This window comes from Mucilaginibacter sp. P19 (assembly GCF_050632265.1).
Lineage (GTDB): Bacteria > Bacteroidota > Bacteroidia > Sphingobacteriales > Sphingobacteriaceae > Mucilaginibacter > Mucilaginibacter gossypii.
In genome coordinates, this window is record NZ_CP192586.1 from 657,365 (window position 1) to 676,370 (window position 19,006).

14 protein-coding genes are annotated in these 19,006 nt (G+C 43.6%); 12 read left to right on the forward strand and 2 right to left on the reverse strand.

The window, feature by feature from the left end:
* Positions 1-46 precede the first annotated feature (46 nt).
* From mraY to ACQ86K_RS03345, 11 genes are all read left to right on the forward strand, one after another.
* A complete protein-coding gene (mraY, locus tag ACQ86K_RS03295) occupies positions 47-1,288 on the forward strand; it encodes a phospho-N-acetylmuramoyl-pentapeptide-transferase (protein ID WP_090531268.1) in 1,242 nt (413 codons plus the stop codon).
* 105 nt (positions 1,289-1,393) lie between these two features.
* Entirely contained in the window at positions 1,394-2,770 is a 1,377-nt protein-coding gene (gene murD, locus ACQ86K_RS03300) for a UDP-N-acetylmuramoyl-L-alanine--D-glutamate ligase (protein ID WP_091173851.1), read from the forward strand.
* A gap of 94 nt (positions 2,771-2,864) precedes the next feature.
* Positions 2,865-4,049, forward strand: a complete 1,185-nt coding sequence (locus ACQ86K_RS03305; RefSeq protein ID WP_091173848.1) for an FtsW/RodA/SpoVE family cell cycle protein — start codon at positions 2,865-2,867, stop codon at positions 4,047-4,049.
* A 128-nt stretch (positions 4,050-4,177) separates the two neighbouring features.
* Positions 4,178-5,269, forward strand: a complete 1,092-nt coding sequence (murG, locus tag ACQ86K_RS03310) for an undecaprenyldiphospho-muramoylpentapeptide beta-N-acetylglucosaminyltransferase (RefSeq protein ID WP_431200783.1) — start codon at positions 4,178-4,180, stop codon at positions 5,267-5,269.
* Between the two features lie 55 nt (positions 5,270-5,324).
* Positions 5,325-6,683 carry a UDP-N-acetylmuramate--L-alanine ligase gene (gene murC / locus ACQ86K_RS03315; RefSeq protein ID WP_091173844.1) on the forward strand — a complete coding sequence of 453 codons (1,359 nt, stop codon included), beginning with the start codon at positions 5,325-5,327 and terminating at the stop codon, positions 6,681-6,683.
* Complete coding sequence (locus ACQ86K_RS03320; protein WP_176844556.1) at positions 6,676-7,539, forward strand: cell division protein FtsQ/DivIB; 864 nt, start codon at positions 6,676-6,678, stop codon at positions 7,537-7,539. The genes murC and ACQ86K_RS03320 overlap by 8 nt, the downstream gene beginning before the upstream one ends.
* Position 7,540: 1 nt before the next feature.
* Positions 7,541-8,839 (forward strand): cell division protein FtsA, encoded by a 1,299-nt coding sequence (gene ftsA / locus ACQ86K_RS03325; protein ID WP_431199796.1) that lies wholly within the window; start codon positions 7,541-7,543, stop codon positions 8,837-8,839.
* 174 nt (positions 8,840-9,013) lie between these two features.
* Positions 9,014-10,621, forward strand: coding sequence for a cell division protein FtsZ (gene ftsZ, locus ACQ86K_RS03330; protein ID WP_090529886.1), 1,608 nt, complete (start codon positions 9,014-9,016; stop codon positions 10,619-10,621).
* 442 nt (positions 10,622-11,063) lie between these two features.
* A complete protein-coding gene (locus ACQ86K_RS03335) occupies positions 11,064-12,308 on the forward strand; it encodes an aminotransferase class I/II-fold pyridoxal phosphate-dependent enzyme (RefSeq protein WP_090529883.1) in 1,245 nt (414 codons plus the stop codon).
* Between the two features lie 280 nt (positions 12,309-12,588).
* Positions 12,589-14,025 (forward strand): glycoside hydrolase family 125 protein, encoded by a 1,437-nt coding sequence (locus ACQ86K_RS03340; RefSeq protein ID WP_091174094.1) that lies wholly within the window; start codon positions 12,589-12,591, stop codon positions 14,023-14,025.
* 314 nt (positions 14,026-14,339) lie between these two features.
* Complete coding sequence (locus tag ACQ86K_RS03345; protein ID WP_090529881.1) at positions 14,340-14,519, forward strand: histone H1; 180 nt, start codon at positions 14,340-14,342, stop codon at positions 14,517-14,519.
* A gap of 215 nt (positions 14,520-14,734) precedes the next feature.
* Here the strand turns inward: ACQ86K_RS03345 and dapA are convergent, their stop codons facing one another.
* Together dapA and ACQ86K_RS03355 are read right to left on the reverse strand one after the other, a co-directional pair.
* A complete protein-coding gene (dapA, locus tag ACQ86K_RS03350) occupies positions 14,735-15,631 on the reverse strand; it encodes a 4-hydroxy-tetrahydrodipicolinate synthase (RefSeq protein ID WP_091173833.1) in 897 nt (298 codons plus the stop codon).
* 494 nt (positions 15,632-16,125) lie between these two features.
* Positions 16,126-17,964: a UbiD family decarboxylase gene (locus ACQ86K_RS03355; RefSeq protein WP_091173830.1), complete on the reverse strand. Its 1,839-nt coding sequence runs from the start codon at positions 17,962-17,964 to the stop codon at positions 16,126-16,128.
* 164 nt (positions 17,965-18,128) lie between these two features.
* Here ACQ86K_RS03355 and ACQ86K_RS03360 point away from each other — a divergent pair, with 164 nt between their 5' ends.
* Positions 18,129-18,965, forward strand: coding sequence for a sulfite exporter TauE/SafE family protein (locus ACQ86K_RS03360; RefSeq protein ID WP_091173826.1), 837 nt, complete (start codon positions 18,129-18,131; stop codon positions 18,963-18,965).
* Positions 18,966-19,006: the final 41 nt, after the last annotated feature.

Sequence of the window (19,006 nt, forward strand, 5' to 3'; positions counted from 1 at the left end):
ATCATCTGCACATCTGAAATCTGCACATCTGCAAATTGAAAAAGCAATGTTGTATTACCTGTTTAACTATTTAAGCAAAAATTACAGTATCCCCGGGGTAGGTGTATTTCAATACATCACGTTCAGGATGGCGATGGCTGTAATTACTTCATTGCTGATCACTACTGTTTATGGCAGGCGGCTAATAGATTATCTACGCTTTAAACAGGTGGGCGAAACCGTAAGGAATTTGGGTTTGGAAGGCCAGATGCAAAAATCAGGTACGCCAACTATGGGTGGTATCATTATTTTGCTGGGTATTTTAATACCAACACTGCTGTTTGCCAAGCTGGAGAATGTGTATGTGATCCTGATGATCATTACTACCGTTTGGCTGGGTGCTATCGGTTTTCTGGATGATTACATTAAAGTATTTAAAAAGAACAAAGAGGGCTTAGCGGGCAGGTTTAAGATCATTGGTCAGGTGGGTTTATCACTTATTGTTGGCTGGACAATGTATTTCAACAGTAATATCATCATCCGCCAGGAAGTTGTGCTTCCGGTGAAAGACGATGCTCCTGTTGAGTTTCACATGAAGCGCAATACTCCTGTTTACACTCAGGACGTACACTCTACCAAAACAACAATGCCATTCTACAAAAACAATGAGTTTGATTACGGCAAAGTGCTGAAGTTTTTGGGTAAAGGTTATGAGCAATATGCGTTGGTGGTGTTCCTGTTTTTTGTGATCATCATCATTACGTTCATATCAAACGGTGCCAATATTACCGACGGGATTGATGGTCTGGCGACGGGCACATCTGCCATTATAGGTATTACGCTGGCTATACTGGCCTATGTATCGGGTAACACGGTTATTGCCGATTACCTGAACATCATGTACATTCCTAATTCGGGTGAGCTGGTAATTTTCGCCGGTGCCTTTGTCGGGGCTTGCGTAGGCTTTTTATGGTACAACTCGTACCCGGCACAGGTGTTTATGGGTGATACTGGTAGTTTGGCTATAGGTGGTATCATAGCGGTGTTTGCCATCATGATCCGTAAGGAACTGATGCTGCCATTGCTGTGTGGTATTTTCCTGGTAGAGAATTTTTCGGTGATTATCCAGGTGTCATGGTTTAAATACACCAAAAAGAAATTTGGCGAAGGTAGGCGTGTGTTTTTAATGGCCCCCCTGCATCATCATTATCAGAAAAAGGGTTTCCATGAAGCTAAGATTGTCACACGCTTCTGGATCATCTGTATCATACTGGCGATAGTGACGGTGATAACGCTGAAACTTCGTTAAGAAAAGAAGCAAGAAGTCAAGAGTCAGGAGACAAGAAAGAGGTTAGGAAAGAAAAGAAATCAGTGGAATCACCAAAAATCGGTGTAATCCCAAAAGAAAAAAGAAATGAGGCAGGACAATAACATATCAACGCAGTCAACTCCTAAAGTGAGGATAGTAATCCTTGGTGCGGGAGAGAGCGGTGCCGGTGCAGCCTACTTGGCGCAGCAACAGGGCTTTGATGTTTTTGTGTCGGATTTTGGCGGCATTGCCGATAACTATAAAAAGCAACTCGAAGATTGGAATATTCCTTTTGAAGAGAAACAGCATACAGATGAACTGATCCTGAATGCGGTAGAAGTGATCAAAAGCCCCGGTATTCCGGATAAGGCCCCGATCATTAAAAAACTGCATGAAAATGGGACACCTGTAATATCGGAGATTGAGTTTGCCGGGAGGTACACTGATGCAAAGATCATTGGTATAACAGGTTCAAACGGTAAAACGACCACCACCAGCTTAACCTACCACATTTTAAAAGATGCGGGAATGAATGTTGGGTTGGCGGGCAACATCGGCAAAAGCTTTGCCTACCAGGTTGCTACCGAAAAGTTTGACTGGTATGTGCTGGAGCTAAGCAGTTTTATGCTTGACGATATGTTCAGGTTTAAAGTTGACATAGCGGTACTACTAAACATCACACCTGATCATTTGGACAGGTATGATTATAAACTGGAAAATTATGCGGCATCCAAATTCAGGATAACGCAGAACCAGACTGCAGCAGATTATTTTATTTATTGTGCCGATGACCCGGAAACAATAAAGGGAATGAAAGAGCGAACGTTTGGGGCACAGCTGTTGCCGTTTTCCATACAGCAAAAATTTGAACCGGGCGCATACCTGGATAACAACGACAATATTGTCATTAACACAACACAAGAACATTTTACAATGTCAATTCAAGATCTGGCCCTGCAAGGCAAACACAACATTTACAACTCCATGGCATCGGGTATTGTAGCAAAAGTGTTGGAGCTACGCAACGAAACGATGAGGGAGAGCATGGGCAACTTTAAAAGCATTGAGCACCGCCTGGAGTTTGTTGCCAATATATCGGGCATTCGCTTCATCAACGATTCAAAAGCTACCAATGTTAACTCAACATGGTACGCCCTGGAAAGTATGACCAGCGATGTAGTGTTGATTTTAGGTGGTGTTGACAAAGGAAATGATTACAGTATGCTTAATGATTTGGTTAAGCAAAAAGTAAAAGCTATTGTGTGTTTAGGCAAGGATAACAAACGCATCCACGAAGCCTTTGATGATATGGTTGAAATTATAGTAAACACGTCATCAGCCCAGGAAGCGGCAACCGTAGCTTATCACCTGGCAACTAAAGGCGATACGGTGCTATTATCACCGGCCTGCGCAAGCTTCGATCTGTTTAAAAACTACGAAGACCGCGGCAGGCAGTTTAAGGATGCTGTGAAGGAATTGTAAATGTGCAGATTTCGGATGTGCAGATTGCAAATTAGTAAGTAAAACAAAATATAGGATCAGGTTAATCCCAAAATCCTAAAAATCAAGGTTCGGAATGCATAGGATATTAAACAATACAAAAGGAGATCGCTGGATATGGCTTATAGTCATACTGCTTTCTGTTATATCCTTGTTGGCGGTATACAGCTCGGTAGGTACGCTGGCATTTAAGCAGGGTAAGGGAGTCGAGATCATCCTCATGAAACACGTGTTAATGATAGTAGGAGGGATTGCGCTGATGTATTTTTCGCACAAGCTTGATTACCGCTATTATGCCGGTATCTCTAAGGTAATGATGATCGTTACCATTCCGCTGTTGCTGTATACATTGGTTTTTGGTAGTCATATTAATAACGCAAGCCGCTGGATAGCTATCCCGGGAACAGGGTTGAGCTTTCAGACTTCGGATTTGGCCAAGCTGGCATTGATTACTTACCTGGCCCGTACATTATCGCGCAAGCAGGAAAACATTAAGAATGTTAAAGAATCCTTTTTGCCTATCATGGGTTCGGTTTGTGTGGTATTTATCCTGATTGCATTAGCCAACCTTTCAACAGCTTTAATGCTGTTTGGGGTTAGCATATTGTTGTTGATCATCGGCCGGATCAGTATCAGGCAAATAGCTATTACCTGTGCTGCAGGTTTTATATTGTTGCTGGGCGTAATATTCTTAGGGCCGAGGAGGCATACTTACGTATCCCGTATGAAGGTGTTTATGCACCCCGAACTGGCAAAGGCCGATAAATCTTTCCAAAGCGATCACGCAAAAATTGCCATCGCAACAGGTGGTTTATTTGGCAAAGGTCCCGGGAACAGCACCGAAAGGAATTACCTGCCCGAGTCATACTCTGATGAGATCTACGCCATTATAGTTGAGGAGTATGGTTTGGTAGGCGGAGTGATAGTAGTAGGGATCTATGTATTCCTGTTGTATCGATGTATCAAGATCATAACTAAAGCGCCAAAAGCCTTTGGGGCATTGCTGGCGTGTGGTTTAAGTTTTAGTTTAACTATACAGGCTTTTGCCAATATGGCTGTAGCTGTAGGCTTAGGGCCGGTAACCGGTGTGCCGCTGCCGTTGGTAAGTATGGGTGGTACCTCGATATTGTTTACAAGCATTGCCTTCGGTATTATACTATCGGTAAGTAAGGATATTGAAGAGCCTAAAAAAGATAAGACTATCAAAGAGGATAATGCCGGGCCGAATAAGATCATAGTGGGAGAGATCAGGACGGCATAGGCACTCCCCGACCCCCTAAAGGGGGAGGAATAGAGGTGACTGAAAAAGAGTAACTAACAAATGAAAGATAAAAGCAATATGAAAGACGCAACTCAAAAGCACCCCCTTCAGGGGGCGGGGGGGCTCGTATCATCATAAGCGGTGGCGGAACAGGAGGACATATCTTCCCGGCTATCTCTATTGCCAATGCTTTAAAAAATATTGATCCCAATACCGAAATCCTGTTTGTGGGCGCTAACGGCCGCATGGAAATGGATAAGGTTCCGGCGGCGGGTTATAAGATCATCGGGTTGGACATCCAGGGGATTCAGCGTGGTTCGATAGTTAAAAACCTGATGTTCCCTGTTAAGCTCGCCAATAGCGTACGGAAGGCTATCAAGATCATAAAAGATTTCAAGCCAGACGCTGCAGTAGGTGTTGGCGGCTATGCTTCAGGCCCATTGCTGTATGCCGCATCGTTAAAAGGGATACCGTACCTCATACAGGAACAAAACTCGTATGCAGGTATTACCAATAAATGGTTAGGCAAGCATGCCAAGAAAATCTGCGTGGCCTTTGATGGTATGGAGAAGTTTTTTCCTGCCGATAAGATCATCAAAACCGGTAATCCTATCCGTAAGGATGCGGTAAACATTGCCGGCAAGCACATGCAGGCTTTGGAGTTGTACCATCTTTCGGCCTTTAAAAAAACGATACTGATAACCGGCGGTAGCCTTGGGGCACGTACGCTGAACAACAGTATCATGAACGGTATTGATAAACTGCTGGCTGCTGATGTACAGGTGATATGGCAAACCGGAAAGTTTTACTATAAAAGTATCATCGAAAAGCTGGGCGAAAGTTATCACCCCGATTTGCAGATCAGGGAGTTTTTAACCCGGATGGATTTGGCTTATGCCGCTGCTGATATTATCATATCAAGGGCGGGTGCAGGTACTATTGCCGAGCTGTGTGCCATTAAAAAACCGGTGATCCTTGTGCCTTCGCCAAATGTGGCCGAAGATCATCAAACTAAAAACGCTTTGGCCCTGGTGCATGAAAACGCAGCTGTTTTTGTGGCCGACCGTGATGCTGAAGCAAAACTGGTTGACAGGGCGCTTGAATTATTGGAAGACCGCGATCTGCAAAAGAAATTGAGCAATAACATTGGTAAAATGGCCATGCCAAATGCCGATGAAGTTATAGCAAAGGAACTTATCCAAATAATAAGTAACAATTAAAATTATGGTCCTCCTCTTCCAAAGGGAGGAGGGCCTTTTTTAAACAAATTTAAAAATGGAACTGCACGACATAAAAAGAGTTTATCTCATAGGCATAGGCGGCATCGGTATGAGCGGCCTGGCACGCTATTTCCATCATTTGGGTTGTATTGTTTGCGGATATGATAAAACGTCGACTGATTTAACCAACCAGTTGCACAATGAGGGGATCCAGGTTGTTTTTGAAGATCATGCGGATTACATTCCCATGAGTTTCCAGAAACCATGCAGCGATACGCTTATTATTTATACGCCTGCTGTACCAAAGGATTCGCACATATTAAACTATTTTAAAAATCAGGGCTTTGAGTTGTTCAAGCGCTCGCAGGTTTTAGGCTTGATTAGCAAGAGCTCATTTACTATTGCTGTGGCCGGTACACATGGCAAAACTACCACCTCAACCATGGTAGCGCACTTGCTTAAAGCATCGGGTAATGATTGCTCTGCATTTTTGGGTGGTATTTCATCAAATTACCAAACCAATGTGCTGTATGGCAAAAACAACGTAATGGTGGTTGAGGCCGATGAGTATGATCGCTCGTTCCTTACCCTATATCCGGATGTGGCTATCATCACCTCAATGGATGCGGATCATTTGGATATCTATGGTGATCACGCGCATCTAACCGAATCGTTTAAGCTGTTCGCTTCGCAGATAAAACCGGGTGGTACGCTGGTGCACAAAAATGGTTTGCCATTGGATGGTGGTTATACCTATGCTTTCGAAGATGAAACTGCTGATGCACATGCTTCAAACGTGAGGATAATTGACGGTGATTTTTACTTTGATTATAACAGCGCCGCGGTAAATATCACGGATATAAAAATGGGCATAGCCGGCACCCACAATGTGGAGAACGCCGTAGCTGCCATTGAAGCGGTACTGAAACTGGATATATCACCGGAAAACATTAAAGCAGCATTAGCATCTTTCAGAGGGGTTAAACGCAGGTTTGAATACATAGTTAAAACGCCAGAGCATATCTACATTGATGATTATGCGCATCATCCCGAAGAATTGAGGGCTTGTATATCATCAATAAAAAGATTATACCCGGCTAAGAAATTAACGGCCATATTTCAGCCTCATTTATTTACCCGCACCCGCGATTTTGCCGATGGTTTTGCCGAGGTGCTGGATATGGTAGACGAGCTGATATTGCTGGAAATTTATCCGGCGCGCGAATTGCCGATAGAAGGTGTTAACTCGCAAATGCTGCTTAACCGCATGCAATTGCAAAACAAGAGGATATTAAGTAAAGAGGCCGCGGTGGCCGCTATAGCTGCCGAAAAGCCCGAACTATTGTTAACGGTAGGTGCCGGTGATATTGACACGCTGGTACAACCATTAAAACAAGTATTAAGTAATGAATAAAAAACTCATTTGGAAGCGCCTGTTAATAGGTTGTGCCTGGGTAATAAGCCTGGGTGGCCTTGTGGTGCTCATGAGTTTTATTGAAGCAAAAAAAGCGGGTGTAAAGTGTACCGCGGTAAACGTGAGCATCCCCGGCGGGCAATATTTTATTGACAAGCAGGAGGTTGATCATATTATTGAAGTTACCAGTCACTCATTGGTAGGCAGGCCTATCGAGAACATTAACATCCAGGAACTGGAGGATAAATTGAAAGCGAACCCGTTTATTGAGTTTGCCAAAGTTTATACTGAAATGGACGGTGTATTGAGGGTTGAGGTAAGCCAGCGCCAACCGATATTGCGGATCATGAACCATTATGATATGGATTTTTATGTAGATCAAAACGGCTTAAAGATTCCGTTATCATCAAACTTTACCGCGAGGGTATTGGTAGCTAATGGTTTTATCGAAGAGCTGTTTACCAACCGGGTTGATTCGTTACATACGCGCCTGGCTAAAGATTTGTTTAAAACGGCTGATTATATCCGTAAGGATTCGCTTTGGGATGCACAGATAGCGCAGATGTATGTAAACAACGAGCGTGAGATTGAGCTGATTCCGAGGGTAGGTAACCAAAGGATACTGATCGGCAACGCGGATTCGCTTAACGTAAAGTTGAACAACCTGCAGGCTTTTTACAAGCAGGTGCTGCCAAAGGTGGGCTGGGATACTTATAAAGTGATCAATGTAAAATATACCAACCAGGTTATTGGTATAAAAAATGAAAATATAAAAGCAGATTCAATTAAGGCAGCTAAAACTGCCAAACAGGATTCGCTTAGGACGAAAAGGGATACATCTCAAATTAAATTGTAATATGGACAAAAGCTCAACTCAGGAAAAAAGTTCGCCAATTGTAGTAGGATTGGATATCGGGACTACCAAGATATGTGCCATTGTTGGGCGCAGGAGCAAGAATGGGAAGATTGAGGTTTTAGGGATTGGCAAGGCCGAATCTGCGGGTGTGACGCGCGGCGTGGTTTCAAATATAGATAAAACAGTACAAGGCATTCATCAGGCGGTGGAGGTGGCGGGCTCGCAATCAAATGTAGAAATCAGGGTAGTGAACGTGGGTATTGCCGGTCAGCACATTAAAAGTTTACAGCACCGTGGTTTAATAACCCGTCGCGATCTGCAATCAGAGATCGGTCGTAAGGATATTGATAAGCTGATAGAGGATATGTATAACCTGGTGATGCCTCCTGGCGAGGAGATCATCCACGTATTACCGCAGGAGTTTACTGTGGATAATGAGCCCGGTATTAAAGATCCGATAGGTATGGCTGGCGTTCGGCTTGAGGCTAACTTCCATATCATATCTGGTCAGGTTACGGCCATTAAAAACATTGTAAAATGTGTTAACAAGGCCAGCTTGGAGAGCCAGGAACTGATCCTTGAGCCGCTGGCATCTTCAGAATCTGTTTTGAGCGAAGAGGAAAAAGAAGCCGGCGTGGTTTTGGTTGATATCGGTGGCGGTACTACCGACGTAGCTATTTTCCATGAAGGTATCATTCGCCATACAGCTGTTATCCCTTTCGGCGGCAATAGTGTAACTGAGGATATCCGCGAAGGCTGTTCAGTAATGCGCAACATTGCCGAGCAACTGAAAGTAAGGTTTGGATCTGCCCTGGCCGATGAGAACAAGGAAAATGAGATTGTATGTGTACCGGGTTTGCGTGGCCGTGAGCCAAAAGAAATTTCGGTGAAAAACCTGGCTTATGTAATTCAAGCCCGTATGGAAGAGATCGTGGAGCATGTTTACTACGAAATCAAATCATCAGGCTACGAGAAAAAGCTGATTGCTGGTATCGTGATAACAGGCGGCGGTGCACAGTTGAAACACTTGCGTCAACTGGTTGAGTTTGTAACCGGTTTGGATTGCCGCGTAGGTTACCCTACCGAGCATCTGGCCAAAAACGAAGTGCTGCCAAAAGGTACATACGAAGAATTGCAAAGCCCAACTTTTGCTACTGGTATTGGTTTGTTAATAAAAGGTATCCAGAAAATGGAATACATGAATGAAGCAATCCCTGCTGAGGTAAAAACGGCTAAGCCAAAATTTGATACAAAAAGTAAAGAAGGTGGTTTGTTAGACAGGCTGCTGAAAAAAGTATAACATTTATTAAGGATGACATTAAGGATGAGGACTTTCTGAAATAATATTTATTCACAAGGGTTAAACTTATTCACATTGCTCACAAATGTGGATAAACCTTGTTGAAAAAGTGTTATTATTACGATGGTAAAATCTAATGTTGGGTTGAATTACATATAGCTGAAAACGAAGATTATGCATTTTGAAATGTTAAAAGAAAAATCGTCAATCATCAAGGTAATTGGTGTTGGCGGTGGTGGTGGTAACGCGGTAAACCATATGTACAGGCAAGGAATTACCGGTGTTGATTTTATAATATGCAACACTGATGCCCAGGCATTGGAGCTGAGCCCTATACCTAACAAGGTGCAATTGGGTGCCAGTTTAACCGAGGGCATGGGTGCAGGCTCAATACCCGAAGTTGGTAAAAATTCGGCTATTGAAAATATCGACGATATTAAACAAATGTTGGGCGTTAATACCAAAATGCTGTTTATCACAGCTGGTATGGGCGGTGGCACAGGTACAGGCGCAAGCCCTATCATTGCCAAGGCTGCGCGCGAAATGGATATATTAACGGTGGGTATCATAACCACACCTTTCTCTTTTGAAGGTAAACGCCGTAAAATGCAGGCCGATGCAGGTTTGGAAGAACTGCGCAAGTATGTCGATTCGTTCCTGGTGATCTCGAACGACAGGCTTCGTCAGATCTTTGGTAACCTTACCATGAGCTCTGCATTTGCACAGGCTGATAATATATTGACTACGGCTGCTAAAGGCATTGCAGAGATCATTACCTTGCCGGGTTATATAAACGTGGACTTTAAGGATGTGCGCACGGTAATGAAGGATAGCGGTGTATCAATCATGGGCAGCTTTAGCGCCGATGGGGAAAACCGTGCTCTTAAAGCCGTTGAAGGCGCGTTGGCATCGCCGTTGTTGAAAGATAATGAAATTGAAGGCGCAAGATATATTTTGCTGAACATCAGCTCGGGCCTTAAAGAGGTTACCATGGATGAGATCAGCGTAATTACTGATTATATCCAGGAAGAAGCCGGCTTAGCTGCCGACCTCATCTGGGGTAACTGTATCGACGAAAACCTGGGCGAGCAATTATCAGTAACTATCATTGCTACCGGTTTCCAAACCAAAGATGAGCGCGAAAAGGAAAATAGCAACAAGAAAATAGTTTCTATGCTGGTTCCTGAAGAGCCTCAGCAGGCAAGGCCGGTTAACGAATTTATTAAACCAGTTAAGGTTGATGCTCCTGCCGAGCCTTATGCTAAAGCACCTAAAGAAGATGCAAAGCAAGCTGGGTTGTTTGATATGTTTGCCGGCAGTCGCCAGGAAGAACCTGCTGTTGTAAGGCATAGCCTAATGAATGAAGAGCCAGAGGTTGATAACGAGCCAGATACTGCCGGGTTTACTTTTAAAATGAGTGAACCGGTTAGCTACGAGCAGCCTGTAAGGGAACAGCCACGTATGCCCGAGCCTGAACCAGAGCCAACTCCTGCACCGCAACCTGTTGGGGCTGATGATAACAAAACCAACGAATCGATAGAAGAGCAGTTAAAAAAATCGCGCGAGCGCATTATGAGACTGAAAGACCTGAGCATGAAACTGCGTACAGGTAATATCCAGGAATTGGAAAATGTACCTGCTTACAAACGTAAAGAGATAGCATTGCAGGATACGCCTGCATCTGACGAAAGCCAGATCTCACGTTTTTCCCTGATGCAGGATAGCGAAGGTAACGTAGAGATAAGGAATAACAATTCATACCTGCACGGAAACGCGGACTAAGAGTCAGGATTTTTAGAGTCAAGAGGCAAGAAAGAATAAAAACCACAATAATTGAATGGGAGATCAACAAAAGAATTAAATCTGAGCGTTGATCTCCCTTTTTGTTATTATAGTAAATAAAAAATGTCATTTCGATAGAGCAAGGGGGGCAGAGGGCGTTGGGGCGAAAGAGAAATCTTGTATGCTATGCAGTGGCGCGTGGTATGTAGTAATTGCAGGGCGTATAAGATTTCTCCTCACCTGATCACACAGGCCATCACTCTGTTCGTCGAAATGACAGCCGTTTTATATTTAGGCCAAAGAATATTTCTTCTCTTGATTCTTACCTCTTGGTTTCTTGTTTCTCTTCCGTTGGTTATAAGCTATTCTAAAAAGTTATAGCTATTGTTTAAAGGTGTTTTAACGGCTATATTTGCAACTAAATTTATAAAAACAATTCATTTTGGATTTATTTGATAAAATAACAAAAAGCTTGGGTGGGCCGATAGGTCAGCATCAAAAGTGGTCGCATGGTTATTTTTCTTTTCCTAAGCTGGAAGGTGAGATAGGCCCGCACATGGAGTTTAAGGGAAAAGAGCATTTAGTTTGGAGCCTGAATAACTACCTTGGCTTGGCTAATCATCCCGAAGTAAGGCAGGCCGACGCGCAAGCTGCTGCTGATTACGGTATGGCTTACCCTATGGGCGCAAGAATGATGTCGGGGAACTCAATTCATCACGAAGAGCTGGAGAACAACCTGGCTGCCTTTGTTGGCAAGCAATCGGCCTTTTTGCTAAATTACGGTTACCAGGGAATGGTATCTATAATTGATGCGCTGGTTGACCGGAATGACGTTATTGTTTACGATGCCGAATCGCACGCCTGTATTATTGATGGTGTACGTTTACATATGGGTAAACGCTTTGTTTACCAGCACAACGATATTGAAAGCTGCGAAAAACAGCTTGAACGTGCAACTCGCCTAACCGAACAAACCGGCGGCGGTATCCTGTTAATTACCGAAGGTGTTTTTGGTATGTCGGGTGCGCAAGGCAAACTTAAAGCAGTTGCCGACCTTAAAAAGAAATTTAACTTCCGTTTACTGGTTGATGACGCACACGGTTTTGGTACCATGGGTAAAACCGGTGCGGGTACACATGAAGAGCAGGATTGTATGGACGAGGTGGATGTGTACTTTGCCACCTTTGCCAAATCAATGGCGGGTATTGGCGCTTTTGTAGCTGCCGATCAGGATATTATCCACTACCTGCGCTACAACATGCGTTCGCAAACTTTTGCCAAGGCGTTGCCAATGCCTATGGTATTAGGTTTGAAAAAACGCTTTGAAATGTTAAAGACTCAACCAGAACTTCGCGAGAAATTATGGTTGATTGCAAATACCTTGCAAGCAGGTTTAAAAGAGCGTGGCTTTGATCTGGGTGCTTCAAACACTATGGTTACCCCGGTATTTCTAAAGGGTGATCTTTTTGAGGCCACAGCCTTAACCCGAGACTTGCGCGAGAATTATGGTATCTTTTGCTCAATAGTAGTGTACCCGGTTATCCCTAAAGGCTTAATTGTACTAAGGCTGATCCCAACAGCGGCTCATAGTTTGGAGGATGTACAACGTACTCTTGATGCGTACAGCGCTATCGGTGAAAAATTAAAGGCCGGTTATTACAAAGAGAATAAACTGGAAATTGCTTAAACGCATTTGATAATACTTAGAAGCCTCGGAGAGATCCGGGGCTTTTTTTGTTTTTTTGCATTTGATGTAGAGGCATCACATGCATCTCCCGTTTGAAATGCCGCTATGGTGAATAAATGGGGAGGAGCTTTTGCCCCTTGGGCAGACGTATGTGATGCATCTCTACGTTGAAGATTACCACCCCTTAAAAATCCTTGATAAAACGTTTCTAAATTATTTTAGCAAGCTTTTTTGTTTAACAAAAACCCTTTTCTATTTTTACGCCTACCATATCAAAACCATGAAATTAACCAGACGACATTTTATAAAAATTAACAGCGTTGCAGCTGCCGGTATCGGTTTAGGTGTAACTCCTGTATTTGCTTCGGCTGTGGCTCCTGCCTTTGAAAGCCAGCGCCCAAAACTGGCCGACCGTAAGTTCACCAGCAAGGCTGTTGAAGCCATCATTAAAAAGGTTAAGGCCGACATCAAAGACCCTGAAGTTGCCTGGCTTTTTGAAAACTGCTATCCAAACACTTTAGATACTACCGTAAACTATTCTGAAAAAGATGGTAAGCCTGATACCTTCGTAATCACGGGCGATATCAACGCTATGTGGATGCGTGATTCATCGGCACAGGTTTGGCCGTATCTACCACTCATTAAAAATGACCCGGCATTAAAAAAATTAATCCAGGGTGTATTGAGCCGCCAGGCTAAGTGCGTGATCATTGACCCGTATGCAAATGCCTTTAACGAGGGCCCAACCGGCAGCGAATGGGACAGCGATCGCACTACCATGAAACCCGAATTGCACGAGCGCAAATGGGAAATAGATTCACTTTGCTACCCTGTAAGGCTGGCTTACAATTATTGGAAAATAAGTGGCGACAGTAGCTTTTTCGACGAGAGCTGGCAAAAAGCAGGTAAGATCATCCTGGCTACTTTCAAAGAACAGCAACGTAAGGATGGTAAAGGCCCATACTTTTTCCAGCGCAAAACCGAAACACAAAGTGATACCGCACCAAATAGAGGCTATGGGAATCCCGTTAAACCAGTTGGTTTGATCTGCTCCATCTTCCGTCCGTCGGATGATGCAACCATTTATCCATTCCTGATCCCGTCAAACTATTTCGCGGTAGCAAGCTTAAATCAGATGGCCGAAATGTACAGCACTATAGGCCATGATAGTGCCACCGCTGATGCCTGCAAAGCATTAGCAAATGAGGTTCAGGCAGCGCTTAAGCAATACGCTGTGGGTAATCACCCGCAATTTGGCCAGGTTATTCCGTTTGAAGTTGATGGTTATGGAAATCAACTTTTCATGGATGACTCGAACGTTCCGAGTCTGTTGGCCCTGCCTTATCTTGATTCTGTAAAAGTTGATGACCCGCTGTACCAAAGCACCCGTAAGTTTGTGTTGAGCGATAGTAATCCTTACTATTTTAAAGGCACAGCTGCCGAAGGCATTGGTGGTCCGCACGTGGGTATAGGTTATATTTGGCCAATGGCAATCATTATGCGCGGTATTACATCAACCGATAAAGCAGAGATTGTACAGTGTATCAAATGGCTGAAAAGCACACATGCAGGCACCGGTTTCATGCACGAATCCTTTAATAAAGACGATGCAAAGGACTTTACCCGCAAATGGTTTGCCTGGGCTAACACTTTATTTGGCGAATTGATACTAAAAGTGCATCAGCACTATCCTGATATACTGCAGCAGACTTTTTAAACCCGCTGGATATATTAATACTTAATAGTATTTAAATACTGTGTTTAGGGTGTATAGATTGCCGTAAATATTATTTATAGTAATTTATGTTCTGTATTTTGATTATTAATCAAACTTATTTTAAAGTATAAGTTTGATTTGAACTTTTTAATGAAAAATAAGCAAAAGCTAATAAAGTAAAAACGGTAAAAATGTGGAAAAAAACCATTGTCAAGGCCGTATTTTTTGGCTTTAAAAGTTTTTAATTAACAAAAAACATTTTAGCTTAGCTTTAATTAAAACAATAAACCTCAAAATTTAAAAGGAGTAATTAAATGAAAAAATTTACTGAAGTAAAAGAGCTTGTAGCAGCTTTAGAGGCCGACGCCGACAAATTCTACAATAAAGGAAACAGCGCTGCCGGTACACGTGTACGTAAAGGTATGCAGGATCTAAAAAACCTGGCACAGGCAATCCGCCTTGAAGTTCAGGAGGCGAAGAATAAAGAGGCTTAGTAAGATTTTTATCATCTTATTCCAATAAAAAACCCGGTCCATTGACCGGGTTTTTTATTTTATGGAAAGCTTCGACATGTGGCTAAAAAAGCCCTCCAGGGAATATAAAAAACGTCATTGTTAGGTACGAAGCAATCGCAAACTTTACAGGGCATACCTGCTAATAGGGGATTGCTTCGTACATAGCAATGACGCTTGTAGATGATTCTTGTATTTTATGCTTTTACTGCTACCGGAGCCAGCTTTTTAAGCTCAACGGCAATAGCATCTGCAGTTTTTTCGCTTACCTGTACCAATGGTAGCCGTACTGTATCGCCGCAGATGCCTAATTGTTTTAGGGCAGTTTTAACACCTGCAGGGCTGCCTTCGGCAAACATTAATCGGGTAAACTCAATCAGGTTAAAATGTGCTTCGTGCGCGCCTTTATAATCATTATTCAGCAAAAGCCTAACCATGTCAGATAATTGACGCGGCAAAGCATTACCAATAACAGATATCGCACCAACCCCGCCTAAAGCCATCATGGACAAAGTAACCGGATCATCGCCTGATATAAACAGGAAATCCTCGGGTTTGTCGCGCATCAACTGGTTAAACAGGTCGAAATTGCCCGATGCTTCTTTGATGCCGATTATGTTTTTAAACTCCTTTGCCAGGCGTACAGTTGTTTCGGCGCTGATGGTACTGCCTGTACGGCTTGGTACGTTATACAGGATTATAGGTAGTTTAGTATTTTGTGCTATAGCCCTGTAGTGCTGATAAATGCCCTCCTGGGTAGGTTTGTTATAATGCGGGCTTGCTGAAAGTATAGCATCATAGCCTTCTGTATCAAACGATTTTATCTGCTCAACAACTTCATGAGTATTATTACCGCCAATACCCGCCACCAGGCCAACGCGCTTATTTACCACTTCGGCTGTGAAAGCCCAAACCTGCTTTCGTTCAGCCTCGCTCAATGTGGCACTTTCGCCGGTTGTACCTAACGACACCAGGTATTCCACCCCGCCATCAATCAAATGTTCAATCAGGTTTCTCAACCCGTTGTAGTCAATTTGACCATCCGCATGAAAAGGGGTTACCATAGCTACCCCTGTTCCGTAAAATATATCCATGATTAAAATTAAAAGGATGCTAATATAGTGATTAGTGATTGTAGATTAAGAGTTTATTAGAGGTTTATTTTTTGAAAAAGTGCCTTGGTTGCGTTTAAAGTTAGATTTTGAGTAATTGAAGTATCTAATTTGAATAGATTGGAGCCTCTCTTTAAATACTCGGCTAAGGCAAAAGTTGCCGTGGGGACACGGCAACGAGGATATATGTATTTTCTTCTTTTGGCGCAAGTGTTGCGCGCTTGATTGTGCGTGGCTCACTTGTGACTTTTTAAGACAATAATATTTTCAAATCCGAAATCGAACATGCCAGATCCGAAATCAATAATGGCGTTGCCTGCGGCCCAGGCTTTCCGCGCATACTGCGCGGGCCTTAGCCACATGGCCGGTATCCGCTGCAATCCTTAACGCTGTCTGAATAAGAATTTGCAGGATTTAAGAATTAACAGAATTGGAAATCCTATAAATCCCCGAATCTGTTTAATCCCGGTTCAGACTCAAATAACCCCAAACAACGATCCGCCTTTTTCGCCCAATTTGTCCACTGTTTTTTCAACCTCAGGTACCCGTTCAAGCACAGGGGCGTGATGGGGTTTTATCCTGGCATCAATAATCAGTGGGCCTTTACAACCCCAGTGTTTGTGTTCGGTAAAGCTGCCCACACCGTAAATATCATGCGATGGGTTGCTGCGGGTAAAGGTTACCCAGACGAAATTGTTGACGGTTTGTGCGGCGAAACCGGCATCATCGCAAAGTACCATTAAGGGCAAGCCGGTAAGGTCTTCATCCTGCAGGCTGTATTCTATAATGCTGATAATATTATCTATGTCCTTGTGATTTACATGTTTGGGCACTTCAACCATGAGCACACCAGGCATGGCCATTTTGTAAGCGCTGATGGGGCGGGGGAGACTAAACCAATCGGGCAGCTCAGCCCACAGTTCACGCTTGATTTCGCCGGCTACGGTAACAGCTAATTTACTACCCGAGTTTAAGCCTTCGCCGCTATAGTCAAGTGTATCGATGGTTGTATTGGTATAAAAATGCAGGTCGCGGGTAAGATCTATCCTTTGCAGAATATGCTTCAGGAAACCACCAATATCGTTTACATTAAGTTTTGGGTCATCTTCCTGCGCGGCAATGAATAGGTATTTAGCAAGACTTAGCTGGCCTTTGCCCAATATGTGATTGGCGATAGTAACTATCTCCTGCGGCTTACGCTCTTTAAGATAGGGGGTATAGCGCTCGCTGCCGGTAGCGAAGAGCAGTGGATGCACACCGGCGGCATCAACAGCATTAACTGCATGCAAGCCCGGAATTTCTTTAGGAATAGCCGAACCGGTAATTTCGTGGATTAGTGCCCCAAAACTGGTATCCTCCTGCGGCGGGCGACCAACCACAGTAAACGACCATACAGCATCTTTACGGTGATAAACGTTATGTACTTTCATCAGCGGGAAAGGATGTACCAAACTGTAATAGCCCAAATGATCGCCAAAGGGCCCTTCAGGTTTATTTTCGTGCGGCATAACTGTGCCAGTGATCACAAAATCAGCATCAGCCGAAATACAGAAACCTTCGGCATCATAAAAGTATCGGAAGCGACGGTTCCCTAATGCGCCTGCAAAAGTCATTTCTGATAAGCCTTCGGGCAGGGGCATTACGGCAGCTACCGGATGTGCCGGCGGTCCGCCTACAAAAATGCTAACTTTTAAGGGTTGCCCTTTGGCATTGGCTTTGGTTTGATGCACACCAATACCCCGGTGTATCTGGTAATGTAAACCAATCTCCTGGTTTTGTACATAGTCATTACCGGCAAGCTGGATGCGGTACATGCCCAGGTTGGCGTTCATAATGCCCGGTTTGTCGGCATCCTCAGTATATACCTGGGGCATGGTAACAAACGGGCCACCATCCATAGGCCAGTTTACAATTTGCGGGATATCGCTGATGTTGCATTTGCCAAATTTAATAGGCGCGCCTGCACCGCTTTTCATAGGCAATGCCGAGAGCGCCGTTAAGCCAACACCTGCATATTTAAAAGGATTTTTTATAGCCTTTATGGGATCGTTTTTAATATCGACCAGAACCTTGATCTTTTCGAGCGTGTCCCTGAATATGAATTTCGACCTGTCGAGTGTACCAAACAGGTTAGATACTGCGGGGAATTTACTGCCTTTTACATTCTCAAATAATATAGCGGGCCCCTCATTTTCAAATACACGTAAATGTATTGCAGCCATTTGCAGATAGGGATCAACCTGTTCTTTGATACGAACCAAGTGACCATTTTTTTCGAGATCGGTAATGCAGGCTTGTAAACTTGAGTAACCCATAGGGCGAAATTAAGAAATTAGTTCATTGGGAGGATTCATTTCATTGTCATCAGGATATTTTCAATAGTTGTATTACAAAACTACCATTAACATAAGCAATGATTTGTCGGCTCCCTTACCTAATGATAAAATCCTTACTTTAGCCAGTAAATATCAATTACCCTATGTCGGTAACAGTACTAACACTTATTATACTTGTTGGGTCATATTTGGCGGGCTTGCTGGGCTCGTTAACCGGGTTGGGTGGCGGGGTTGTTATTATTCCGCTGCTCACTATTTTACTTGGGGTGGATATTCAATACGCCATCGGGGCTTCGCTGATCTCGGTTATTGCTACATCATCAGGTTCTGCCGCAGCGTACGTTAAAGAAGGAATCACCAATATCAGGCTGGGGATGTTTCTGGAGATTGCCACAACGGCTGGCGCCATGGTTGGCGCACTGATAGCGGTTTATATCCCGACTAATTTTATAGCAGTTTTATTCGGAGTGATCCTGATCCTTTCGGCAGTAATGTCGTTACGGAAAAAATCGCAGCAAATCCATCAGCAAAAAAGTGTACTAGCCGAAAAGCTAAAATTAAACGGCAGTTTCCCCGGCCCAACAGGGGAGGTAACCTATTCGGTAAGGAACGTAGGCGGTGGATTTTTCATGATGCTTTTTGCAGGCGTAATATCAGGCTTGCTGGGCATAGGTTCGGGAGCGCTGAAGGTTTTGGCGATGGATGGCATTATGCGCATCCCTTTTAAGGTATCAACTACTACCAGTAACTTTATGATAGGGGTTACGGCAGCCGCAAGTGCAGTAGTTTACCTGCAACGGGGGTACATTGATCCGGGGCTTTCGATGCCGGTAGCTATAGGGGTTTTATTAGGTGCCTTAAGCGGATCAAAAATATTGGTACATACCTCTTCATCGGGATGGCTACGCGTGGTTTTTGCCGTGGTGGTTACTTTTTTGGCATCGCAAATGATATATAAAGGAATTACAGGAACTATATAGTTCACTGGTTCATTAGTTCAATCGTTCATTGGTCTTTTCTG